This is a genomic window from Kitasatospora sp. NPDC017646, from assembly GCF_044329365.1.
In the GTDB taxonomy this organism is placed as follows: Bacteria; Actinomycetota; Actinomycetes; order Streptomycetales; family Streptomycetaceae; genus Kitasatospora.
In genome coordinates this window covers 217,933-240,956 of the sequence record NZ_JBIRJC010000011.1, presented here as the reverse complement: position 1 = coordinate 240,956, position 23,024 = coordinate 217,933, and the positions used below count along the sequence as shown (strand labels likewise).

The 23,024-nt window shown below is 73.7% G+C and carries 20 protein-coding genes and 1 pseudogene; 15 read left to right on the top strand and 6 right to left on the bottom strand.

From position 1 onward, the window contains the following. Nucleotides 1–246 precede the first annotated feature (246 nt). From ald to ACH4J0_RS19885, 7 genes are all read left to right on the top strand, one after another. Entirely contained in the window at nucleotides 247–1,362 is a 1,116-nt protein-coding gene (gene ald, locus ACH4J0_RS19915; protein WP_396241791.1) for an alanine dehydrogenase, read from the top strand. Between the two features lie 436 nt (nucleotides 1,363–1,798). Then, on the top strand, nucleotides 1,799–2,866 hold the full coding sequence (locus tag ACH4J0_RS19910) for a ParA family protein (protein WP_030245868.1): 1,068 nt from the start codon (nucleotides 1,799–1,801) through the stop codon (nucleotides 2,864–2,866). Further along, nucleotides 2,863–3,474, top strand: a complete 612-nt coding sequence (locus ACH4J0_RS19905; RefSeq protein WP_396241789.1) for a hypothetical protein — start codon at nucleotides 2,863–2,865, stop codon at nucleotides 3,472–3,474. Before ACH4J0_RS19910 ends, ACH4J0_RS19905 begins: the two co-directional genes overlap by 4 nt. A gap of 114 nt (nucleotides 3,475–3,588) precedes the next feature. Beyond that, entirely contained in the window at nucleotides 3,589–4,467 is an 879-nt protein-coding gene (locus ACH4J0_RS19900; protein ID WP_396241787.1) for a segregation and condensation protein A, read from the top strand. Between the two features lie 233 nt (nucleotides 4,468–4,700). Continuing rightward, the gene (locus ACH4J0_RS19895) at nucleotides 4,701–5,294 is read left to right on the top strand and encodes an SMC-Scp complex subunit ScpB (RefSeq protein WP_396241837.1); all 594 of its coding nucleotides are present in this window, start codon (nucleotides 4,701–4,703) and stop codon (nucleotides 5,292–5,294) included. 65 nt (nucleotides 5,295–5,359) lie between these two features. After that, nucleotides 5,360–6,619 carry a pseudouridine synthase gene (locus ACH4J0_RS19890; protein WP_396241785.1) on the top strand — a complete coding sequence of 420 codons (1,260 nt, stop codon included), beginning with the start codon at nucleotides 5,360–5,362 and terminating at the stop codon, nucleotides 6,617–6,619. 220 nt (nucleotides 6,620–6,839) lie between these two features. After that, complete coding sequence (locus tag ACH4J0_RS19885) at nucleotides 6,840–7,847, top strand: helix-turn-helix domain-containing protein (RefSeq protein WP_396241783.1); 1,008 nt, start codon at nucleotides 6,840–6,842, stop codon at nucleotides 7,845–7,847. A gap of 63 nt (nucleotides 7,848–7,910) precedes the next feature. On the opposite strand, the gene ACH4J0_RS19880 is transcribed toward ACH4J0_RS19885, so the two are convergent. The 3 genes from ACH4J0_RS19880 to ACH4J0_RS19870 form a co-directional block, all read right to left on the bottom strand. Further along, nucleotides 7,911–8,273: a DUF952 domain-containing protein gene (locus tag ACH4J0_RS19880; RefSeq protein WP_396241781.1), complete on the bottom strand. Its 363-nt coding sequence runs from the start codon at nucleotides 8,271–8,273 to the stop codon at nucleotides 7,911–7,913. 65 nt (nucleotides 8,274–8,338) lie between these two features. Next, a complete protein-coding gene (locus ACH4J0_RS19875; RefSeq protein WP_396241779.1) occupies nucleotides 8,339–9,886 on the bottom strand; it encodes a DUF4139 domain-containing protein in 1,548 nt (515 codons plus the stop codon). Between the two features lie 3 nt (nucleotides 9,887–9,889). Beyond that, complete coding sequence (locus ACH4J0_RS19870) at nucleotides 9,890–12,082, bottom strand: DUF4139 domain-containing protein (protein WP_396241777.1); 2,193 nt, start codon at nucleotides 12,080–12,082, stop codon at nucleotides 9,890–9,892. Nucleotides 12,083–12,499: 417 nt separating this feature from the next. Here ACH4J0_RS19870 and ACH4J0_RS19865 point away from each other — a divergent pair, with 417 nt between their 5' ends. The 6 genes from ACH4J0_RS19865 (at nucleotide 12,500) to der (ending at nucleotide 18,486) form a co-directional block, all read left to right on the top strand. Beyond that, nucleotides 12,500–13,585, top strand: a complete 1,086-nt coding sequence (locus ACH4J0_RS19865; protein ID WP_396241775.1) for a prephenate dehydrogenase — start codon at nucleotides 12,500–12,502, stop codon at nucleotides 13,583–13,585. A 43-nt stretch (nucleotides 13,586–13,628) separates the two neighbouring features. Then, entirely contained in the window at nucleotides 13,629–14,741 is a 1,113-nt protein-coding gene (locus tag ACH4J0_RS19860) for a DUF4419 domain-containing protein (protein ID WP_396241773.1), read from the top strand. Further along, nucleotides 14,738–15,808: a DUF4419 domain-containing protein gene (locus tag ACH4J0_RS19855; RefSeq protein ID WP_396241771.1), complete on the top strand. Its 1,071-nt coding sequence runs from the start codon at nucleotides 14,738–14,740 to the stop codon at nucleotides 15,806–15,808. Before ACH4J0_RS19860 ends, ACH4J0_RS19855 begins: the two co-directional genes overlap by 4 nt. Nucleotides 15,809–15,811: 3 nt before the next feature. Further along, nucleotides 15,812–15,949 carry a hypothetical protein gene (locus ACH4J0_RS19850; RefSeq protein WP_396241769.1) on the top strand — a complete coding sequence of 46 codons (138 nt, stop codon included), beginning with the start codon at nucleotides 15,812–15,814 and terminating at the stop codon, nucleotides 15,947–15,949. 189 nt (nucleotides 15,950–16,138) lie between these two features. Beyond that, nucleotides 16,139–16,876, top strand: a complete 738-nt coding sequence (gene cmk / locus ACH4J0_RS19845) for a (d)CMP kinase (protein ID WP_396241767.1) — start codon at nucleotides 16,139–16,141, stop codon at nucleotides 16,874–16,876. Between the two features lie 155 nt (nucleotides 16,877–17,031). Then, entirely contained in the window at nucleotides 17,032–18,486 is a 1,455-nt protein-coding gene (gene der / locus ACH4J0_RS19840; RefSeq protein WP_396241765.1) for a ribosome biogenesis GTPase Der, read from the top strand. 175 nt (nucleotides 18,487–18,661) lie between these two features. On the opposite strand, the gene ACH4J0_RS19835 is transcribed toward der, so the two are convergent. Continuing rightward, the gene (locus tag ACH4J0_RS19835; RefSeq protein WP_396241763.1) at nucleotides 18,662–19,357 is read right to left on the bottom strand and encodes a hypothetical protein; all 696 of its coding nucleotides are present in this window, start codon (nucleotides 19,355–19,357) and stop codon (nucleotides 18,662–18,664) included. A 176-nt stretch (nucleotides 19,358–19,533) separates the two neighbouring features. After that, nucleotides 19,534–20,418 carry a hypothetical protein gene (locus tag ACH4J0_RS19830; RefSeq protein WP_396241761.1) on the bottom strand — a complete coding sequence of 295 codons (885 nt, stop codon included), beginning with the start codon at nucleotides 20,416–20,418 and terminating at the stop codon, nucleotides 19,534–19,536. A gap of 595 nt (nucleotides 20,419–21,013) precedes the next feature. Between ACH4J0_RS19830 and ACH4J0_RS19825 the strand changes: the two genes are divergently transcribed. Both ACH4J0_RS19825 and ACH4J0_RS19820 read left to right on the top strand, forming a co-directional pair. Further along, entirely contained in the window at nucleotides 21,014–21,757 is a 744-nt protein-coding gene (locus tag ACH4J0_RS19825; RefSeq protein ID WP_396241759.1) for a transglycosylase family protein, read from the top strand. A 276-nt stretch (nucleotides 21,758–22,033) separates the two neighbouring features. Continuing rightward, nucleotides 22,034–22,126: pseudogene (locus ACH4J0_RS19820) on the top strand (transglycosylase family protein); the annotation flags it as partial. A 157-nt stretch (nucleotides 22,127–22,283) separates the two neighbouring features. Here the strand turns inward: ACH4J0_RS19820 and ACH4J0_RS19815 are convergent. Beyond that, nucleotides 22,284–22,934 (bottom strand): alpha-ketoglutarate-dependent dioxygenase AlkB family protein, encoded by a 651-nt coding sequence (locus ACH4J0_RS19815; RefSeq protein WP_396241835.1) that lies wholly within the window; start codon nucleotides 22,932–22,934, stop codon nucleotides 22,284–22,286. Nucleotides 22,935–23,024: the final 90 nt, after the last annotated feature.

Genomic DNA, 23,024 nt, shown 5'->3' with positions numbered 1-23,024 from the left:
TATCGTCGAAAGTGCCCGGTTGGAGCGCTTATGGCAGCCAAGTTCCTGTGGAAGCCTACGAACCTGCCAATGTGTTCGGCGAAATTATTCGATTTGGAAGGCTGACACGCCGCCTGGGCTTCATTACACTCGAACTCAGTCGCGCAGCGATCCCCTGCCCCGGCCTGCCCGGAGGCTTCCCCACGTGCGCGTCGCCCACCGGTCTTCTCCGGTCGGGACCCCCATGGCAAGAGGACGTGTTTAGCCGTGAAGGTCGGCATCCCCCGCGAGGTCAAGAACCACGAGTACCGCGTGGCCATCACGCCCGCCGGCGTGCATGAGCTGGTCCGCAACGGACACGAGGTCTACATCGAGGACAACGCCGGTCTCGGCTCCTCGATCCCGAACGAGGAGTACGTGGCCGCCGGCGCCACCATCCTCCCCACCGCCGACGAGGTGTGGGCCACCGCCGACCTGCTGCTGAAGGTCAAGGAGCCCATCGCCTCCGAGTACCACCGGCTGCGGAAGGGCCAGACCCTCTTCACGTACCTGCACCTGGCGGCCGACCGGGCCGGTACCGACGCGCTGGTCGCCTCGGGCACCACCGCGATCGCGTACGAGACCGTGCAGCTGGGCAACGGCGCGCTGCCGCTGCTCGCCCCGATGTCCGAGGTCGCGGGCCGCCTGGCCCCGCAGGTCGGCTCGTACCACCTGATGCGTCCGGCCGGCGGCCGCGGCGTGCTGCCCGGTGGCGTGCCCGGCACCCACCCGGCCAAGGCCGTCGTCATCGGCGGTGGCGTCTCCGGCTGGCACGCGGCCACCATCGCCATCGGCATGGGCTACGACGTGACCCTGCTGGACCGCGACATCAACAAGCTGCGCGAGGCCGACCGCATCTTCGGCACCAAGATCAAGGCCATCATGTCCAACTCGTTCGAGCTGGAGAAGGCCGTCCTGGACGCCGACCTGGTCATCGGCGCGGTGCTGATCCCGGGCGCCAAGGCCCCGAAGCTGGTCACCAACGAGCTGGTCTCCCGGATGAAGCCGGGCTCCGTGCTGGTCGACATCGCCATCGACCAGGGCGGCTGCTTCGAGGACTCGCGCCCGACCACGCACGACGACCCGACCTTCCCGGTCCACAACTCGGTCTTCTACTGCGTGGCCAACATGCCGGGCGCCGTCCCGAACACCTCCACCTACGCGCTGACCAACGCCACCCTGCCGTACGTGCTGGAGCTGGCCAACCGTGGCTGGAAGGAGGCGCTGCGCCGCGACCCGGCGCTCGCCAAGGGCCTGAACGTCCACGAGGGCCAGATCACCTTCCCGGCCGTGGCCGAGGCCTTCGGCCTGGAGTCGGTCGCGCTGGAGAGCGTGCTCGCCTGAACTCCCTGACCGCACGGCGGTCGTTCGCCCCCGACCCGATCCGTTCGGGTCGGGGGCTTCGCCGTGCCCGTGAACACCGGGTGGACCGGGCGGGTCGCTCTGTCGTCAATTTCCACCGGTCGTGTCACCCGACCCGCAACGGCCCGCAGAAACGTTAGGGTCATAAGCCCGCTCATCCCTTGACAGCAGCCCGCCCGATAGTCGACACATCGTGCCCACTACCGTGGATTGTGTTGCTGCGAACGCCTTGAACGGCCTAGAGTCGCAAACCGTCGGCATGCTGCCACGCTGACGAATCGACATAGAGTCCTGGATCCCCAAGGAGGTAAGACGACTTGTGAATGAGTCGACAATTGCTCCCGGGGGTGGTCAGCCAGGACTGGCGGAGCTCACCGCCGGCCAGCCGAGTGAGGAGCCCGGGGCCCGGCAGCCCTCCGTGGGTTCGGCCGAGGTCGGCTCGGTCGCACTCCGTACCTTCGAAGCACGCCAGAACACAGCGCAGGTGACCACGGTGACCGACCACGACGCCGACTTGGCGGCCTACGGCCTGGCCTACGGGGAGTTCGCCTACGGCGCCTACGACGACCCGGACGCCGAGTACGAGCCGGACCCGGAGTACGCCGCCACGCTGGCCCCCGACGCCGCGCGGCAGCGCCGCGAGCGGGTCGGCCCGACCGGCCGCCCGCTGCCGTACTTCCCCATCCCCGCGCCGGTCGCCGAGCACGGCCCCGCCCAGATCATCGCCATGTGCAACCAGAAGGGCGGCGTCGGCAAGACCACGTCGACCATCAACCTGGGCGCGGCGCTGGCCGAGTACGGCCGCCGGGTGCTGCTCGTCGACTTCGACCCGCAGGGCGCGCTCTCGGTCGGCCTGGGCGTCAACCCGATGGAGCTCGACGTCACCGTCTACAACCTGCTCATGGAGCGGGGCCTGACGGCCGATGAGGTGCTCCTCAAGACCGCCGTTCCCGGCATGGACCTGCTGCCCTCCAACATCGACCTCTCCGCCGCCGAGGTGCAGCTGGTCAGCGAGGTGGCCCGGGAGTCCGCGCTGGCGCGCGCCCTGAAGCCGCTGCTGCCGGACTACGACTACGTCATCATCGACTGCCAGCCCTCGCTGGGCCTGCTGACGGTCAATGCGCTGACGGCCGCTCACAGCGTGATCGTCCCGCTGGAGTGCGAGTTCTTCGCGCTGCGCGGTGTCGCGCTGCTGACCGAGACCATCGAGAAGGTCTGCGAGCGGCTCAACCCCGAACTGCGCCTGGACGGCATCCTCGCCACCATGTACGACTCGCGCACCGTGCACAGCCGTGAGGTGCTGGCGCGGGTCGTCGAGGCGTTCGGCGAGCACGTCTTCCACACCGTCATCGGGCGGACCGTGCGCTTCCCGGAGACCACCGTCGCCGGCGAGCCCATCACGACGTACGCCACCAACTCGGTCGGTGCCGCCGCCTACCGCCAGCTCGCCAGGGAGGTGCTCGACCGGTGCCGCCCCGCCGAGTGAGTCTCCCGGGTGCCGACGAGCTGTTCCGGACCACCGGCGGGATGGCGCTGTCGCCGTCCCTCGCGCCGCGTCCGGCCGCCGAGGCATCCAGACCGGAGACCGCGCGGACCGTCAACGGCACGGACGGCGCCGAGGGGGCCGAGTCCGCCCAGGACGACCGGCGGATGCCGCAGGGCCAGCAGTCGGCCGTCGCGGTGCCCCCGCCCGGGCAGCCGCCCGTCCAGCGGACGGCCGGGGGCCAGGGCACGGCGCCGGGCGAAGCGCAGGTCGGGAAGACCGTGACCGGCGGCCGCGGTGCCGCCGCGGCGCCGGCGGGCCGTACCCACGCGGGCCCCGCCGAGGAACAGGCCGCCGCCGGACGCGCCCGGCCGCGCGGCCGCGCGCCGCGCCGCCCGAGCGGGCGCGAGCGGCACGACGAGAAGATCACCGTGTACGTGTCCGCCGAGGAGCTCATGGACCTGGAGCACACCCGGCTGGTGCTGCGCGGCGAGCACGGCCTCGCGGTGGACCGCGGGCGGATCGTCCGGGAGGCCATCGCGGTCGTCCTGGCGGACCTGGAGCAGCGCGGCGAGGCCTCGATCCTGGTCCGGCGGCTGCGCGGCCGGTAGCGCGCCGACGGCGGCGGGCCGGACGGCCGCGGCCGTCGCGGTGTGCCGCGCGGGCGGCGTGTCGGCGGGGCCCGGGGCGGGCCGGGCGGCGCGGGCGGGTGAAGATGGACCGTCATGCCGAGCACCGTCGAACCAGCCGCCAGCGCCGTGAACGCCACCGAGGAGGAGTCGCGGGGCGGCTTCCGGGTACGGCTGGACAACTTCGAGGGCCCCTTCGACCTGCTGCTCGGCCTGATCGCCAAGCACAAGCTGGACGTCACCGAGGTGGCGCTGGCCACCGTGACGGACGAGTTCCTGGCGCACATCCGCGCGATGGGCCCGGACTGGGACCTGGACGCGGCGACCGAGTTCCTGGTGGTGGCCGCCACCCTGCTCGACCTCAAGGCCGCCCGGCTGCTGCCGGTGGCCGAGGTCGAGGACGAGGCGGACCTGGCCCTGCTGGAGGCGCGTGACCTGCTGTTCGCGCGGCTGTTGCAGTACCGGGCGTACAAGCGGGCGGCGGCCCTGTTCGGCGAGCGCTGGGCGGCCGAGCTGCTGCGGCGGCCCCGGACCGTCGGGCTGGAGCCCCGGCACGCGGAGCTGTTGCCCGAGGTGGTCATCACCGTCGGGCCGGAGCGGCTCGCCCAGCTGGCGGCCAAGGCCATGGAGCCCAAGCCCGAGCCGGTGGTGTACGTGGACCACATCCACACCCCGCCGGTCAGCGTGCGCGAGCAGGCCTCCCTGGTGGTCGGGCTGCTCACCGGGCTCGGCGAGGCCTCCTTCCAGCAGCTGGTCGCCGACGCTCCGGACGCCCTGGTGGTGGTCGCCCGGTTCCTGGCGCTGCTGGAGCTGTACCGGGAGCGGGTGCTGGCCTTCGAGCAGCCGGAGGCCCTCGGCGAGCTGCGGGTGCGCTGGGTGGCCGAGGAGGGCCGGGGCGCGGTCGAGGTGACCGACGAGTTCGACCGGCCGGCGGGTGGGCCGGAACGGTCCCGGGAGGAGGGCGGGCGGCGATGAGTGGCGCGAACGACGGCGGGCGGCCGGTGCGGCGCCCGCTCGGGGTGCCGGGGCAGCCGCGGGCCGAGGAGTGGCTGGAGCCGGCCTTCGAGCTGCTGCCGGAGCCCGCGGTGCCGGCGGACCAGGCGCAGGGCGATTCCCGGGTGGTCCACCAGAAGACGGCTCCGTCTACTTCCGGTGCGCCCGAGGAGCCCTCCGGGCCGGGGCTGAAGGCCGAGCTGGAGGCGGTCCTGATGGTCGTCGACGAGCCGGTCGCCGAGGAACGGCTGGCCGGGGTGCTGGAGCGGCCGAGGACCGAGGTGGCACGGGCGCTGCGTGAGCTGGCCGCCGAGTACGCCGCCCAGGGACGCGGATTCGACCTGCGGCTGGTGGCCGGCGGCTGGCGGTTTTACAGCCGGGACACCTGCGCCGCAGTCGTCGACCGCTTCCTGCTGGACGGCCAGCAGGCCCGGCTGACCCAGGCCGCGTTGGAGACCCTGGCGGTGGTCGCCTACCGGCAGCCGGTGTCCAGATCCCGGGTTTCCGCCGTCCGCGGTGTGAACTGTGACGGCGTGATGCGTACCCTGGTACAGCGAGGACTGGTGGAAGAGGCCGGATCCGAGCCCGAAACAGGTGCGATCCTGTATCGGACGACGAACTACTTCCTGGAACGGATGGGGCTCCGCGGCTTGGACGAGCTGCCGGAGCTCGCTCCCTTCCTGCCCGAGGTCGACGACGTGGAAGCGGAGTCCCTGGAGGGCACGATGATCGCGGAGGCGGTCGCCGCCGCTGCCGTGGAGGCCGCGGACGGTAGTGGCGAGGCCGGTCGGGCAACGCACGATCGGTAGGGGAGGTGAGGTCGGCCGAGACGACCGACCGCACATCCCAGACGGAACGACGTACGGACACTTTGATGCGTAGCAGTGGCAACGGCAGGAACGGCAGCGGCGGCGGCAGCGGTCGCGGCGGACAGGGCGGGGGCCGGGGCGGCTCCTACGGCGGCGGCAGCGGTCGCGGCGGCTCGGGGTCGGGCTCGCGCGGCGGCTCGTACGGCGGCGGCAGCGGTCGCGGCGGATCGTACGGCGGCGGCGGCTCGGGCTCGGGTTCGGGCTCGCGCGGAGGCTCGTACGGGCGGGACGGCGGCCGCCGGGACGACCGGCGCGACGACCGGCGCGACGACCGCCGCTACCCGGACCGCCCGCTGCGGCCCGAGGAGCGCAGGTACGACCGCCCCGAGTACGGCGGCGGCCCGAACGCCACCCCGGCGCGCGGCGGCTTCGCCGGCCGGCGCCCCGGCCCGGCCCCGCGTCCGCGCCGGGAGGGCCAGGGCGCCCCGGGCGACCCGCGCCGCCAGCCGCAGCGCTCGCGCGAGCTGCAGGCCAAGATCGAGGACGCCGTCCTCGCCCGGCACGACAAGCCGGCCGTCAAGCTCCCCAAGACCTTCGGCGAGCCCGAGGGCGAGCGCCTGCAGAAGGTGCTGGCCCGGGCCGGCATCGGCAGCCGCCGCGCCTGCGAGGAGCTGATCGAGCAGGGCCGGGTCGAGGTCAACGGCAAGCAGGTCACCGAGCAGGGCAAGCGGGTCGACCCGCAGAAGGACGAGATCAAGGTGGACGGCCTGACCGTCGCCACCCAGTCCTACCTGTTCTTCGCGCTCAACAAGCCGGCCGGCGTGGTCTCCACCATGGAGGACCCGGACGGGCGCCAGTGCCTGGGCGACTACGTGACCAACCGGGAGACCCGGCTGTTCCACGTCGGCCGGCTGGACACCGAGACCGAGGGCATCATCCTGCTCACCAACCACGGCGAGCTGGCCCACCGCCTCACCCACCCCAAGTACGGCGTGACCAAGACCTACCTGGCCGCCATCCAGGGCCCCATCCCGCGGGACCTGGGCAAGCAGCTGGCCCAGGGCGTCGAGCTGGAGGACGGCTACGCCCGCGCCGACAGCTTCAAGGTGGTCTCCAACGTCGGCAAGAACTACCTGGTCGAGGTGACCCTGCACGAGGGCCGCAAGCACATCGTCCGCCGGATGCTGTCCGAGGTCGGCTTCCCGGTCGAGAAGCTGGTGCGCACCCACTTCGGTCCGATCGCGCTCGGCGACCAGAAGTCGGGCTGGCTGCGCCGCCTGACCAACCCGGAGGTCGGCCAGCTGATGCGCGAGGTCGGTCTGTAACCGGCAGGTCCACCCGGACTTCATCGGAGGGTCCCCCGCCCACGGGCGGGGGACCCTCCGGCGTCTCTGTGAGCCGGGACGCAACCGCTGGTCACGGCCTTGTCAGCGCCATGATCCGTGGCCGAGGATGGCCACCGGACCACCGGCCCGCCGAGTGGCGGGACTGCGCCAGGGCGGCGCCGGAAGGGGTGGTCCGGGGCGAACAGGGGGAGACGGCGTCGTGTCCGATGCAGCACTGGGGCGGTCCGCCGGGCACGCGCTCGGCCCGTTGGGACTGGCCGAGCCGGACGGGCAGGTGTACGCGGCACTGGTGGCCAACCCGCAGTCCACCGCGGAGGAGCTGGCCAACAGCTGCGCCCTGACGTTCCAGCAGTGCGTGCGCGCGCTGGACCGGCTGGCGCAGCAGGGAATGGCCACCCGGGCGCCGGTGGACCGGGAGCGCTACCTGCCGGTCGCCCCGGACGTGGCGATAGGGACCCTGATCGGCCACCGGGAGTCCGAACTGCGGCACGCCCGGGCCGAGATGCACCGGCTGATGGACGCCTTCCGGGAGGCCTCGCGCTACACCGACCCGGCGCACTCGGTGGAGGTGCTGACCGGCGGCGAGGCGATCGCCCAGCGGCTGGAGCACATCACCGGCACCAGCCAGTACCAGGTGCGCGGTTTCGACCGCCCGCCGTACATCCAGGACCCGGTGGCGGCCATGCCCCTGCAGCGTCGGCGGCTGCGGGAGGGGCTGAGGTTCCGCACGATCTACGACCGGGAGGCGGTGGCCTGGCCGGGCCGGCTGGAGCGGAACATCATGGTCGGCGTCGCGGACGGCGAGGAGGCGCGGGTGCGGCCGACGCTGCCGATGAAGATGATCATTTCGGACGACCGGATGGCGATCATCCCGATCAGCGTCGGCGACAGCGTGCTGGACGCGGCCTACGTGATCCACCCCTCGGCGCTGCTCCAGGCGCTGGACACGCTGTTCGAGGCGGAGTGGGAGCGGGCCGTGCAACTGCAGGCCGCGATCGGCGCCGGGGACGCGTCGCCGACGCCGGACGCCGACCACCGCAAGCTGCTCGGCCTGCTCGCCGCCGGGCTGACCGACGAGTCGATCGCCCGCTCGCTGGGCTGGAGCGCCCGGACCACCCAGCGGCGGTTGCAGGCCCTGATGCGCTCGCTGGGCGCCACCACCCGCTTCCAGGCAGGGATGGCGGCCCGGGAGCGGGGGTGGCTGTGAGTCGGCGGGGGCCGGGGCGGCCGTGAGCGGGCCGGGGTCCCGGCCGGTTCCGGTCGGTTCCGGTCAGCTCCAGGGGCTGAGGGAGGACCAGCGGCCGTCCGGGCCGCGCTCGACCTTCTCCAGGCCGACCACGGCGGTGCGGTTCAGCCGGCCGTAGATGTGCGGGAACAGGACCCCGGGGGTGGCACCGGGCGGCGGGGCGCCGTGCGGGGCCTCCCACTTGACCATCGGCTCCACCAGTGCCTCCTCGATCAGCAGCACCATCAGCGGGTCCGGGGTGTCGGGGAAGAAGGCGTTGGCCACCGCGAGCGCCGTCTGCTCGTCCGCCGAGCAGTGGATGAACCCGTCGGTGAGCAGCGACGCGGTGGCGTACGGGCGGCCGGGGTCGGACAGCCAGTCGTCCAGGGGTGTGAGATGGAGGATCATGTTCCTTTTGTACCCGCTTTCCGGTTCCGATTCCGGTCCTGAGCGGTCGTCACGGGCGTCCGCCCTCAGAGCCCGGCCACCTTGGCCGAGGCGGAGACCTCGTACACCAGGGTGAGGCTGCGTCGGGCGCCCGGACCGAGCGGGACGTCCCAGCGGACGATGCCCTCGGCGTCGAAGGAGTCCGGCGCCGGGGAGCACTCCTCCTTGCGCAGCCGCACCTCGACCGCGGCCACCTCGGAGACCGGCACCCGTTCGCGCACCGTGACCAGCTGCTCGTCGTGCTCCTCCGGCCCGGAGAAGCGGGACAGGTGCAGCTGGACGGTGCGGGTGATGGTCTGGCGGCCGCTCAGGGCGGCGGTGGCCTGGCGCTCGTCGGTCTCCCGGACCACCCGGTAGCCGTCCGTGCTGCCGAAGGACAGCTCGGCGTCGGCGCCCGCGGCGGTGAAGCGCAGCTCGCCGCGGCCGGTGAAGCCGCTGCCGCGCACCAGCTCGACCGGACCGGCCAGCAGCGGGTGCCCGGCCGTGTTGCGGAACCGGACCACCTGGGTGACCAGCGGGGACAGTTCGGGGGCGCAGGCGTACTCGGTCCTCGCCGGGCCGGTGAAGGCGCCCAGCGGGACCCGGTGCGCCCGGCCGTCGGAGGGCACAGTGGCCGGGGCGGGGGCGGGCAGCACCCGCACCTCGCCGCCGTCGTCCAGGCCGGGGACGGCGGCGCCCGGGCCGAGGGTGCCGACCTCCTCCTCGCGCAGCTCGACCTCGACCGTGCGGCGCTCCTCGTCGGTGCGCTCGCGAAGGGTCAGCCGGTCCTCGGTGAGCGCGGGCGGGTCGGTGGCCAGGGCGGACCGGGCGGTGGAGAAGGACAGCCGGGCGCCGGTCCAGTCCTCGCCGGTGCGCTGCCAGACCACCGCCTCCGACTCCAGGCGCAGGCTGGCGCCGTCCAGGGTGGCGCGGTAGGACGGGCGCCACAGGGCGCAGGGCGCCAGGTGGTGGACGGTCAGGGCGGCCGGGCCGGGCCGTTCGGCCTCGACGGTCAGCTCCAGGTGGGCGAGCAGTTCGGTGGGCTCCTCCTCGGCCCGGTCCAGGGCCAGCAGGGCCTGGGAGCGCTCCTGGTCCAGCCGGCGCAGCCGGGAGTGGGTGGCGCGCAGTTCCTCGCCGTAGCGCTCGCGCTCGGCGTCCACCCGGTCCAGCTCGCGGGCCCAGCGGGTGCGTTCGATCTCGCCGACGCCCGCGCCCTCGCCGACCTCGCGCAGCAGGTCCGCGGAGAGCTGGGCGAGCAGGGCCAGGCGGGCCTCCAGCCGGGCGCGGGTCTGCTCCGCGAGCCGGGACTCGGCCTCCAGGTCGTGCAGCCGGTGGCGCAGCGCGGAGTCCTCCGGGCCGGGCGGCAGCGGGGCGCGCGGGGTCCAGGTGCGCACCAGCCGGGCCTCCAGCACCCGGGTGCCGGGGGCGGAGGACTCGGCGCGCAGGGTGTGGTCGACGACGAGGGAGGTGAGTGGGCCCAGCCGCAGCCGTTGGATGCCCTCCACGAGTTCGACCGTCACCGCGCGTTCGACCTGGGCGCGGTCCTCCAGACAGGTGACGGCGGTGACGGGGAGGGGGACGGTCTCTTCGGTCATCTGTCAGTTCCTCCGGTTTCCGCCGACGATGGTCTTTCCGGCCGGGATCTTGATCTGGTAGCCGCCGTCCAGCTCGGTGCGACCGCCAGGCGGCAGTTCGATCCGCCAGAGCCGGGTGCCGGGCGGGCACTCCGGGGTGGGGACGGCCGGGGTGTGCCAGTCGGCGCGTTCCTCGATCCGGATCTCGGCGTCGGAGGCGAGCGGCACGCGTTCGCGGACCTCGACCGTGACGGCACGGCCGAGCCGGTTCGCCAGCTGGACGTGCACCCGGTGGTCGAGCACGGTGCTGTTGCCCTTCAGCATGCCCGTGGCGGACTCGCGCAGCTCGGTGCGGCGCGCCACCTCGATGCTCTCGGTCACGCCGATGCCCAGGTGCCGGGTCTCGCCGGGCGCGAGTGTCGGCAGGGCGGCGGTGAGCAGGAACTCGTCGTCCACGGTGACCTCGACCGGGCCCGCCAGCACGGCGCGGTCGGTGCGGTTGGCGAGCACCAGGGTCGCGTACACCTTCTGCTCGACGGCGGGGACGGTGACGTACTCGGGGCTGACGGAGAGCGGGATCCGGTCGACGGTGACGGAGTGCCAGGTGCCGTCGGAGGGGATGTCGGCGGGGGCGGCGGCGTCGAAGCGGTGGTCGAAGGAGCCGGCTGACCGGCGGGGCGGGACGGCGTGGCGGGGGAGGGGGAGGTCGCGCAGGCGGGCGCCCTCGGGGCCGCCGGGGAGGAAGCGTTCCAGTTCGGCGCGCTCGACCCGGGCGGGGTCCGGGCGCAGGGTGCCGCGGCGGTCGGTGGGGTCGTCGGGGCCGGCCAGCCGGAGGCCGGGGTAGTCGAGCAGGACGGTGTCGGGGGCGAGGCCGGTGGTCGGGGGCGGGGTGGCGCCGCGGCGGCGGGCCTGCTGCGGCGGGGCGCCGCCGAAGGCCTGGGGCATCGGGGGGCCGCCGGGGGCCTGGGGCACGGGGGCGAGGGCGGGGGCGGTCGGTGCGGGCGGGGCGCTCACGGCGGGTGGGGCGCCGTAGCCGGCGAAGCCGGGCGGTGGGGGCGTGGGAGCCGGCTCCTGGACGCCGAGTGAGCCGCCGCCGGGCGCCCGGTCCGGGTGGAACTCGGCGCGGGCGGCGGTGCGGGGCGTGCGGCGGAGCTGGGCGGGCTCGGGCGTGGCGGCGGCCGCGACCGCGACGGGGGCGCCGGGGCGGTCGGCCGAGGCCGCGTCGTAGCCGGTGAAGAGGTCGGACAGGCCGGCCGGGGGTTCGCGCCAGCCGGAGGGCGGCGGGGTGGGCTGGCTGCGGCCGATCCGCAGCGAGGCGAGCCGGGGCAGGTCGGTGCGGCGCTCCAGGTCGGCGGTGGACAGGGCGAGCCGTACGCCCGTCCAGTCCTCGCCGGTGTGCTGGGCGACGGCGGCGCGCAGGACCAGGTGGGCGGTGTCGGCGCCGGTGCGGTGGCTGAGGCGGTAGGCGGGCACCCAGCGGGCGGTGGGGACGCCGTACTCCAGCTCCAGTTCGATCTGTTCGGCCTGTTCGGCCTGTTCGGCCTGTTCGGTGCCGGTCGCGTTCGGGGTGCCGGTTCCGGTGGTGGTCAGGGTGAGCAGGACGGTGTCGATGGTCTCGACCGGCTCGGTCCGCTCGGCGGTGGACGCTCGATCCAGCCGGTCGGCCGCCAACTCGCGCGCGTGGTCGGCGAGTTCGATCTCCCGGGTGAGCTGCTCGGCGCGCTCCTGGAGGTGGGCCAGCCGTTCGTCGACGAAGTCGGCGAGCTCCAGCCAGGCGTCGGCGGGGGTGCGGCGCAGCGGGTCGTCGCGGCGGCGTTGGGGTGGGACGGCGCGCAGCGCGGCGGTCTCGGCGATCGCGGTCCGGACCAGCCGGTGGCGCTCGTTCAGCGCGCTTTGGCGCTCCATGGCCTCGTCCAACTCGCGGCGCAGCTGCGGGAGTTCGTCGGACTCGTGGAGCTCGGCGACGGTCTCCAGGCGGGCCTCGACGACCGCCGTGCCGGCCGGGCCGGCGAGCACCCGGGCGCGCAGTGAGTCGGCGTTCAGCGAGTCGGGCAGGCCGGTCAGCCGCAGTCGTCCGCCGGGCGGGACCGGCACGGTGGCCCGGCGGCGGCACACCGCGCCCTCGGCGTACACCACGACGGAGTCCAGGACCGACGGGTGGGCCGGTACGGCCGGCGGTTTCGACGGCCCGGTGTGACTGCTGTGCTGATCGTCCATGCGCAACCCCTTCGTTCGCGTCCGGTGTGCCGCGGCTCGCCCCGCCGCCCCCGGCGGCCAGTCTGCCCCGCTCGGGACCGGGCGTCGCCGGATTTCCCGGGGCACGGCGTGTGCACTGTCGGGGACGAGGGCGGGGGCGCGGTGGTTGCCGGGGCTTCCAGGGGCTTCCCGGGCTTCCTGTCGCTGATGGGGAACAGGGTGCGTGGGATTGGCGGGGCCGGGGGTTTCCGGGGGCCTCCGGATGGGAGGATGGGGCGCGGGTGCTCCCGGTCGACTCCGGTACCTGCCGCGCCTCCGGCACCTGCCGCGTCTCCTCCCCTTGCCGCGGCACGGCACCCGTTGGGACCGTGGCACCCGTTGAGCACCGCCAGCGAGAACCGTCCAGTCGAGAACCGTGATCGAGGAGAGCCACCCGCCATGCGCACTGCCGTCGTCGTCGGCACCGGACTGATCGGCACCTCCGCAGCCCTGGCCCTGGCCGCACGCGGGCTGACCGTCCATCTGGAGGACGCCGACCCGGACGCCGCCCGCACCGCCGAGTCGCTCGGCGCCGGCACCACCGAACCGGCCGAGGGCCCGGTCGACCTGGCGATCATCGCCGTCCCGCCGGCGCTGGTCGGCAAGGTGCTCGCGGACTGCCAGCGCCGCAACCTGGCGCACTGGTACACCGACGTGGCCAGTGTGAAGTCCGGCCCGGGCAGTGAGATCGCCGCGCTCGGCCTGGACACCGTCCACTACATCGGTAGTCACCCGATGGCCGGCCGCGAGCGCTCCGGGCCGCTGGCCGCCCGCGCCGACCTGTTCGAAGGCCGTCCCTGGGTGCTCACCCCGACCGCCGACACCGACACCGACACGCTCAACGCCGCGCTGGAGCTGGTCGCACTGTGCGGCGCGATGCCGATCGTGATGGACGCGGACGCGCACGACCGGGCCGTGGCCCTGGTCTCGCACGCCCCGCAGCTGGTCTCCTCGCTGGTAGCGGCCCGGTTGGAGAACGCCGACGAGACGGCCATAAGGCTCTCCGGGCAGGGCGTGCGCGACGTGACCAGGATCGCCGCCTCCAACCCGGGTATGTGGGTCGACATCCTGTCCGCCAACGCGGGCGCGGTCGCCGACGTGCTGGAGGAGGTCGCCGGGGACCTCGGCGAGACCGTCATCGCGCTGCGCGCGATGGCGGCCGAGGAGGAGGGCGAGCGCCGGGCCGGGGCCGAGGGCATCGAGGCGGTCATGCGGCGCGGCAACACCGGGCAGGCCCGCATCCCCGGCAAGCACGGCGCCCCGCCCACCCGGTACGAGACCGTCGCCGTGGTCCTCGGCGACCAGCCGGGCGAGCTGGGCCGGCTGTTCGGGGAGGTCGGCGAGGCCGGGGTCAACATCGAGGACGTCCTCATCGAGCACTCGGACGGGCAACAGGTCGGCTTCGTCCAGCTGTCGGTGGCGCCGACGTCGGTCAAGCGGCTCTCGGCGGCGCTGCGCGCGGGCGGCTGGAGCGTTCGGGACTGACGGCCGTCGGGCGGCGAGCGGCGGTTGCGGAGGGGGAGCGGGCGTGATCATCGAGTTGCCGCTGGGGGAGAGCCGGCACGGCTCGGCCGGTGAGCCGGTGGACCTCGGGAACGAGCGGTTCCTGCGGGCGGTGCTGGGCGGGGAGTTCCTGATCCGCCACCGCAGCGTGGCGGCGATGGTCGAACGGCCCCGGCCCCGGCCGCAGCCGGTCCGTCCGGAGTCCGCCGGTCCGGAGCCCGTCGAACCCGAACCGACCTGCAGTCCGCTGCTGCGCGCCGCGCACACGGCGTTCGCGGAGCACCTGCCGCTGAGCCTGTCGCCGGACGTGCTCTGGTACGCGGTGGTGCACGAGGTCGCGGTGCACGTACGGATGTATCCGCCGCGCTACCGGGCGCTGTTCGGTGCGGCGGGCCGGGAGCGGGTGCTCACCGTGCGGGACGACACGCTGGTGGGCGGGGACGCCGACTGGGCGCGGTCGCTGAGGCTGGTCCGGGAGCCGCTGACAGCGGCGCTGGGCGTGGAGCTGGTCGAGCTGTTCCGGCCGGGCTTCTCCACCACCACGCCGGACGACGAGGCCTCGGCGCTGGTGGCGCTGATGGACGTGGTCAGCCCGTACTACGACTTCCGCTGGGAGACCCGCTGCGGGATCCCGAAGGTCCGGCTGGAGGGCACCGCCGAGGACTGGGCGCTGCTGGCTTCGCGGGTCGGGGCGCTGGCGGAGCGCTTCGACTGGCTGGCGCCCTGGTTCGCCGAGCTGCGCCCGGTGCTGGCGGAGATCGCGGCGACGGCGGGGGACGGACCGGTGGACGACGGCTTCTGGCGCTCACTGTACAAATGGGAGTCGGTGTCCGGCGGTCCCCGGGTGACCGGCTGGCTCACCGCCTTCTTCGCCCACACCCAGACGCCCGACGGGCCCCGGCTGCGACAGAGCTTCGGCTGGCGGGAGGCGGCGGAACGGCCGTACCACCGCGACGCCTTCGCGGTGAACGACTTCCCCTCGCACCTGTCGACGGTGCCGTTCGTGTGGGAGTGCGCGGGGGCCGAGCGGCCGATGGCCTTCGTCGCCGGGGTGCTCGCGGTCGAGCGGGACGGGGAGTTCCTACGGCCCCGGCTGGGGCACGCGGTGCTGGAGCGGGTGAACGGGGGCGGGCTGTGATCGTCGATGTCGCGCTCGGGGACGGGCAGGAGCCGGGTGACGTGGCGCGGTTGGACGTCGTCGGGAACGACGGCTTCCTGGCGGCCGTGATCGGCGGGGAGTTCGCCGTGCTCCACCGCAGTACGGGGACGCTGCTGGCGGCGCCGGAGGAGTACGAGCCGCTGCGGAAGCCCCCGGAGCCGACCTGGAGCCTGCTGCTGTGCGCCGCGCACACGGCGTTCGCGGAGCACCTGCCGCTGAGCCTGTCGCCGGACGTGCTCTGGTACGCGGTGGTGCACGAGGTCGCGGTGCACGTACGACTGAACGCGCCCCGGTACGAGGGGCTGTTCAGCGCCGCCCCCGGGCAGAAGCGGACCGTCCGGGTCAGGGACGACAGCGCACTGAGCGCGGAGGCGGACTGGGCGCGGTCGATCCGGCTGGTCCGGGAGCCGCTGGCGCAGGCGGTCGGGCCGGAGCTGGTGGAGCTGTTCCAGCCCTCGTTCTCGACCACCACGCCGGACGACGTGTCCGCGGCGCTGGTGGCGCTGATGGACGTGGTCAGCCCCTACTACGAGTTCCTCTGGATCTCGATGTGCGGCATTCCGAAGGTCCGGCTGGAGGGCACGGCCGGGGACTGGGTGCTGCTGGCGCGGCGGGTCGGGGAGCTCGCGGACTGGTTCGAGCCGCTCGGGCCGTGGTTCGCCGGGCTGCGCCCGGTGCTGGCGGAGATCGCGGAGACGGCGGCGGGCGGGCCGGTGGACGAGGAGTTCTGGCGATCGCTGTACAAGTGGGACTCGGAGTCCGGCGGGGACTTCGTCTCCGGCTGGATCACCGCCTTCTTCGCCCACACCCGGACGCTCTCGGGGCCGGAGCCGCGTACGGACTTCCGCTGGTCGGACGGGCGGGTGCGGTTCGAGGAGAACGCCTTCCCGTCGCACGTCTCGAAGGTGGCGTTCGACTGGCAGACGCCGGCCGGGACGCGGCGGATGGCCTTCGTCGGCGGGGTGCTCGGCATCGAGCGGGACGGCGAGTACGTGCGGCCCCGGCTGGGGAACGCGGTGCTGGAGGTGCTGGAGGCGGTGGAGTAGGCCGTGGACCCGGCGGCCGAGCAGGCGGAGTCGGCGGAGGTGGTGGCGGCGGCGGCACAGCTGCCGGACGGTGTCATTCACCGGGAGGGCTCGCTCAGGTCCGACCTGGCGGGCGCGTTGGGGTCCTCGGCCCTGCGGTGACCGGGCGTGTGGTGGCCGGTCCTGCGGTGACCGAGCGTGCGGTGACCGGGCGGGTGGTGACCGGTCCTGCGGTGACCGAGCGTGCGGTGACCGGCGGGTGGTGACCGGCGCGGGACGGGGTCCGGCGGCGGTCCATTAACCTTGAGGTAGACAATCCCCGGCCGTACGCCCGCAGAGGCGTCGGCTTCCATGCTCAGAGAGAGGTTCGCCCCCGTGGACACTGCCGACCGAGCGCATGCCCCGGTCGTCGTCGCCATCGACGGACCCTCCGGCTCCGGCAAGTCGACCGTCTCGCGGGCGGTCGCCGCCCGGCTGGGCCTGAGCTTCCTGGACACCGGCGCCATGTACCGGGCGATGACCTGGTGGATGCTGGCCAACGACGTCGACGTGACCGACCCGGAGGCGGTGGCCGTCGCGTGCGGCAAGCCCGTCATCGTGTCGGGCACGGACGCCGACGGTCCGACCATCACCGTGGACGGGCAGGACGTCTCCGGCCCGATCCGGGGCCCCGAGGTGACGGCGCAGGTCAGTGCCGTGGCCGCGGTGCCGGCGGTGCGGGCCCGGCTGGTGGAGCTCCAGCGCGGCTGCGCCGAGGTCGCCGAGCGCGGCATCGTCGCCGAGGGCCGGGACATGGGAACCGTGGTGTTCCCGCAGGCCACCGTCAAGGTGTTCCTGACCGCCTCCGAGGCGGCCCGGGCCGAGCGCCGGGCGGCCGAACTGCGCGCCAAGGGCGTCGACGAGGCGACCATCATCGCGATGGCCGCCGACCTCGCCCGCCGCGACGCCGCCGACTCCTCGCGCGAGACGGCCCCGCTGGCCCAGGCTGCGGACGCCGTGCTGGTGGACACCAGTGAGCTCACTCTGGAGCAGGTGATCGACCGGATCGCCGCGCTGGTGGAGGAGCGGGCGGGGCTGTCGTCGGTCTGATCAGCTGGTTGCTTGACTCAGTTGGTCAGATGACCATCGAACGAACCGCGGGCCGTCAAGGCGCCGCGGCGGAAACCATCGCGCTGCCCACATCGGGGCAGGTACGCACGGCACGCCCCTGGGAAGGGCCGGGCCGGGAAACGGAACAGACGAACATGACCGCAGAGCACTCCGCCACCGGCCCCGGTGAGCTGGACGCCGCCGACTACGCCGAGTTCATGGCCCTCGCCGCCGAAGAGGGCTTCGACCTCGACGGCTTCGACGGCGTGGACGGCGCCGAGCACGTCCGGCTGCCGGTGCTGGCCGTCGTCGGCCGCCCGAACGTCGGCAAGTCGACCCTGGTGAACCGCATCATCGGCCGCCGCGAGGCCGTCGTCGAGGACAAGCCGGGCGTCACCCGCGACCGGGTCACCTACGAGGCCACTTGGAACGGCCGGCGCTTCAAGGTGGTCGACACCGGCGGCTGGGAGATCGACGTCCTCGGCATCGACGCCATGGTCGCCGCGCAGGCCGAGCTGGGCATCGAGCAGGCTGACGCGGTGCTGTTCGTGGTGGACGCCACGGTCGGCGCCACCGACACCGACGAGGCCCTGATCAAGATCATCCGCCGGGCGGGCAAGCCGACCGTCCTGTGCGCCAACAAGGTCGACGGCCCGTCCACCGAGGCCGAGGCCGCCTACCTGTGGTCGCTGGGCCTGGGCGAGCCGTTCCCCGTCTCCGCCCTGCACGGCCGCGGCTCCGGCGACCTGCTGGACGCCGTCATGGCCGCGCTGCCCGAGGCCCCGCCGCAGACCTTCGGCGACGCCGCCCCCGGCGGCCCGCGCCGGATCGCGCTGATCGGCCGGCCCAACGTCGGCAAGTCCAGCCTGCTGAACAAGGTCGCCGGCGAGGAGCGGGTGGTCGTCAACGAGCTGGCCGGCACCACCCGTGACCCGGTCGACGAGATGATCGAACTCGGCGGCAAGACCTGGAAGTTCGTGGACACCGCCGGCATCCGCCGTCGGGTCCACCTGACCGCCGGCGCCGACTTCTACGCCTCGCTGCGCACCTCCGCCGCGCTGGAGAAGGCCGAGGTCGCGGTCGTCCTGATCGACGCCAGCGAGACCCTCGCCGAGCAGGACACCCGGATCATCTCGATGGCCGTCGAGGCAGGGCGTGCCGTCGTCGTCGCCTACAACAAGTGGGACCAGCTCGACGAGGAGCGCCGCTACTACCTGGAGCGCGAGATCGAGCGCGACCTCGTCCAGGTGCAGTGGGCCCCGCGCGTCAACGTCTCGGCCAAGACCGGCCGGCACATGGAGAAGCTCGTCCCGGCGATCGAGACCGCGCTGGAGGGCTGGGAGACCCGCATCCCGACCGCGCGCCTGAACGCCTTCCTCGGCGAGCTGGTGGCCGCCCACCCGCACCCGATCCGGGGCGGCAAGCAGCCGCGCATCCTCTTCGGTACCCAGGCGGGCATCCGGCCGCCGCGCTTCGTGCTGTTCGCCTCGGGCTTCCTGGAGGCGGGCTACCGGCGCTTCATCGAGCGCCGGCTGCGCGAGGAGTTCGGGTTCGTGGGGACGCCGATCTCGATCTCGGTGCGGGTTCGGGAGAAGCGCAAGAAGAAGTAGCGGTCGGCAGTACGGCTTTGAAGGCTCCGTCACCGGTGGTGACGGAGCCTTCGGGCTTTTCGGGCCTCTGCTGGTTGGCGTGTGGTGGTGATGGGGGTGGGGGAGGCCAGCGGTGGGCCTGCGGTCGGGGCGGCGGTGGGCGTGTGGCTGGGTCAGCGGTGGACGCGTGGTCAGGTCAGTGGTGGTCGCCGACGCGGCCCGGGGGGAGCGAGAGCATCTGGCGGTGGCGGCCGCCGGTGGACTGGGCGGTGGCGAGGCCGGTGGCCGTGCCCAGTACCGGGGAGGGGGCCGGGGGCGGTGCGGGGGTGACGTGCGGGAGCGGGCCTAGGTAGCCGGCGGCGATCCAGCCCTGGCCGTCGGTGAACTGGGGGGAGGGGGCTTGGGTGTGACCCTGACCCTGACCCTGACCCTGGCTGTGGCTCTGGCTGTGGTTCTGGTTCTGGTTGTCGCTGGTGGGGGCGACGACGGGTGCGTGCGCGGGCGTCGGGGTGGTGGTGTGGGTGTGGGTGGGGGTGGGGTCGCGGTGGCTGGTGGTGTGGGCGTGCTGTGACTGCGTCGGCATGAACTGCGGCAGGCCGGACGGCTGGCCCGCGTAGGTGTGGAAGGCCTGCTGCTGCGGCGGGTACTGCCGTTGCTCGCCGAGCAGCGGGTGAGCGTCACGGACCGCGAAGCCGGTGAACCGCAGGTCCTCCTCGCCCGAGCGGTCGCCGGGCAGGGCGCGGAACAGCCTTCGGTACTCGGAGTACAGCTCGTCGTAGATCGGGGTCGTCGAGTGCGGGTGCTCCGCGTCGTACGACGGGCGCATGCCCGGGATCGAGCGGGCGGAGGTGGCGGTCCGTCCGGCGGGTGCGGAGACGTCGTAGCTGTACACGTAGGAGCCAACGAGTGAGAGACGGCGGGGATGCGGGGGAGAGCGGCCCGGGTGCCGGACGGCGAGCGGGGCCGGAGCCGGGCCTGGGGGAGCGGACGGCGAGCGGGGCCGGACGCTTCCGACGGTGGCCGCTGACCGGCGTCGGCAGCGGCCACCGTCCGAAGCTCCGGAGCGGATCAGGTGCCGGCCAGCGGGAGGGAGGCGGCGACCACCTGACCGAGCGCCACCGCCCGTTCCAGCGCCTGGCGCAGCAGGTCCTCGCGGGGCTGGCGGCCGACCATTCCGGCCGGGACGGCGTACATGCTCACCTCGGAGAGCTGGCTGGCGGCCATCCGCCAGGCGTCGGTGACCTGGAGCGGCTGGTGCGCCTGCCACCAGCCGGTGCTGCCGCCGGCCGCGGCGGGCTGCAGGATCGCGTGCAGCTTGCCCATGGCGACCAGGACCGACCAGCCGGGCAGTTGCTCCGGGGTCTCGTCGAGGTCGCTGACCCGCTGGAAGCCCGCGTCCTGGAGCAGGTCGAGGAACTCGTCCTCGCCGGAGGTGCTGCCGGGCCGGCCGACCGGGCCGGTGGGCTCGACCACCAGTGAGGCGTGGCCGACCTTGCCGTGCAGGACGAGCCCGCAGGTGATGCCGAGGATGGCGGCCTGGCCGGGGGCGGTCGGCTGGGACGGCCCCCCGGCGGAGTTCTGGGCCGGAATGGCGAAGTCGGGGGTGGGGACGGCGAAGTCGGGGGTGGGGACGGCGAAGTCGGGGGTGGGGAACGTCAGATCCGGGGCGGCGGGCTGGGACTGGCTGATGCTGCGGACGGCGCCGGCCAGTTGCTCCTCGGCGACCGGCACCACCTGGGAGGGGATGCAGCGGGCGTGGGCGAAGGCCAGGACGGCGGTCTCGTCGCCGACGAACAGCACGGTGCTGGTGGGCTCCGCGTGGGTGTCGCCGGGGGTGCGGCAGGAGGTGCATTCGTAGTTGTCGGGGGCGCGGTCGCCGCCGAGCAGGCGGTCGGCCTCGTCGTCGCCGATCTCGGACCGGACCTCGTCGCTGACGTCGAGCATGCGCGGCACAGGGTCTCCTCGGATGGGTGCGGTTGGGGTCATGGGGCGGACTCGGGGAGGTCGCCATGCCCAACGGGCCCTTGTGTCAGGCGTCACGGGTGCTCGTCGAGGCTGACGGGAATTGCCCCGGATCCGATCGCGCCACGTGTTCTCGTGGTCGCAATGTGTCGAAGTCGAGGGCAGGACTGCCGGAATGAAACTGTGAGGTGGGCCACGTGAACTGGATGTTTGATCTAGGAATCAACGGCCAAATCGGACATTCCGGGCAAGTTTGAATGGTTATTACCGGCGGTAACCCATTGCTGAGCTGGGAATACCGCTGGGGTTTTGGTTTCCCCGGCGACCGACTCGTAGCTTCTTTGGCGGCGCAACGAGCGCCACCCGGGATCACCCCCGACGTACCGCCCCCCCCGGTCCCGACCGGACGCGGCAGGTGCCCGCCGACGCGATCGCTCGAACAGGTCGCCGGCGAGCGGCTGGGTGGCCGGGGCGGCAGCGGCACGTCCGACACGTGCACGGCCGTCCGACGGACGCGGCAAGCGAAACGCGGCCCTCTCCAGGGTCTGGTTCCGCATGCCCGCCCGGGGCTGTCGAGAGGAACCCCATGACCTTCCGTCACGAGAACGCCGCTGCCACCACCACCGTCGCCACCAAGCGCAACCGCGTTCGGATGGCCGTCGTGGCGGGCGCCGCTGTCGCGGCCCTGCCGGTGGCCGGCCTCGTCACGGCCACCTCGGCCTCCGCCGCCTCCGTCTCGACCTGGGACGCCGTCGCCCAGTGCGAGAGCGGCGGCAACTGGGCCATCAACACCGGCAACGGCTTCTACGGCGGTCTGCAGTTCACCTCCAGCACCTGGGCCGCGTACGGCGGCACCGCCTACGCCGCGCAGGCCAACCAGGCCACCAAGGCGCAGCAGATCTCCGTCGCCGAGAAGGTCCTCGCCTCGCAGGGCCCCGGCGCCTGGCCGGTCTGCTCCGTCAAGGCGGGCCTGACCAAGGGCGGCGCCCCGGCCGCCGTCGACACCACGGCCGGCGCCTCTGCCGCCAAGCCGGCGCAGACCCCCGCGCCGAAGGCCGCTGCCCCGAAGGTCGTCGCCCCCAAGGCTGCTGCCGCGCCGAAGGCTGCCGCGCCGACGGCCGCTGCCCCGAAGGCCGATGCCGCCAAGTCCTGGACCGGCTCCAACGACACCAAGCCGGCCAAGGGCAACTACACCGTCAAGTCCGGCGACACCCTGAGCTCCATCGCCGCTGCGCAGGGCCTGGACTGGCACGACCTGTACAAGAACAACGCCAAGGTCATCGGCGGCAACCCAGACCTGATCTTCCCGGGCCAGACCCTCAGCATCTGAGGCCTGATGAGCTGACCGCTGGTCGGCTCGGCTGGTGCAGGGCAGTGCGGTGCGGTGCCCCTGTAGTGCTGTTCTGTGCTGTTCTGTGCTGTGCCGAGGTGCCTGGTGGCCGCTCCCCCCGCGTGGGGGAGCGGCCGTCGGCGTTTCCGGCGTGTCGGGGCGGGTGACGGCCCGTCCGGGGTCGAGCTGCCTAGGGTCGGCTGCCATGCCGAATGCGAGTGACGAACGGACGTCCCGGACCGTGATCGGGGCGGGTGCCGCGGTGGCGGTGGCGACTGGCGGGCGGACACCGGCAACGGTTACTACGGCGGCCTGCAGATCCGGCCGCCCACCTGGGTGGAGTCCGGGAGCCTGCACTTCGCCGACTGACCCGACCACGCGAACCGGCGGGAGCAGACCACGGTCGGCGAGGAGATCGTGCGGCAGCAGGGTTGGGAGGCCTGGTCGGCCCGCGCGCGGGAGCTGGGTCTGCTCCGGCAGGTCCCCTTACTCCTCCTTCGCTCCTGTGCCCTCCGCTCTCACACCGTCAGCTACTCCCCTCACGGAGCCCGGACTGCCGGACCGTGACGTTGAGCCGTCCCACCAGCCCCAGCGCGGGGTCCGCCGTCCCCGGCAGCGTCCGTACCACCCCGTGGTACGCGAACCGGGCCGGCCCGCCGAAGACCAGCAGGTCCCCGCTGTGCAGCTCCAGGTCGGTCCACGGTCGGGTCCTGGTCTCGGTGTTCCCGAGCCGGAAGACACAGTCGTCGCCCAGCGAGAGCGAGACCACCGGGGCGTCCACGCGTTCGTCGCGGTCCTGGTGCAGGCCCATCTTCGCGCCGTGCGCGTAGTGGTTGACGATCGCGGTGTCCGGTTCGTACGCGGCCGCGCCCGCGACATCCCCGACCCGATCCCCGTACGCCTCCGCCACCGCCCGCCGGGCCAGTTCCCCGAGCAGCGCCGGGAACGGCTTGACGGGCGCGCCGTCCTCGGCGGTCCGGGCGTACCCGTACGGGTACCAGTGCCAGCCGAGGCTCACCATCCGCACCGACATCAGGCCGCCGGTGGGCATCCGCACGCTGTGCAAGCCGGCGGGCGGCCGGGCCCATTCCCGGCAGGCGGCGACCAGCCGGAGCTGCGCGGCGGGGTCCAGCCAGCCAGGCAGCAGGACGGCCCCGGGGGCGGGCTCGGACCGCACCCGGGCGGCCCGGCCCGCGCCCGGGAGGCCGCCGGGCCGGTCGTCGGGCTGGTCCTCGAACAGGTCACCCTGGATCACCTCACCATCCTC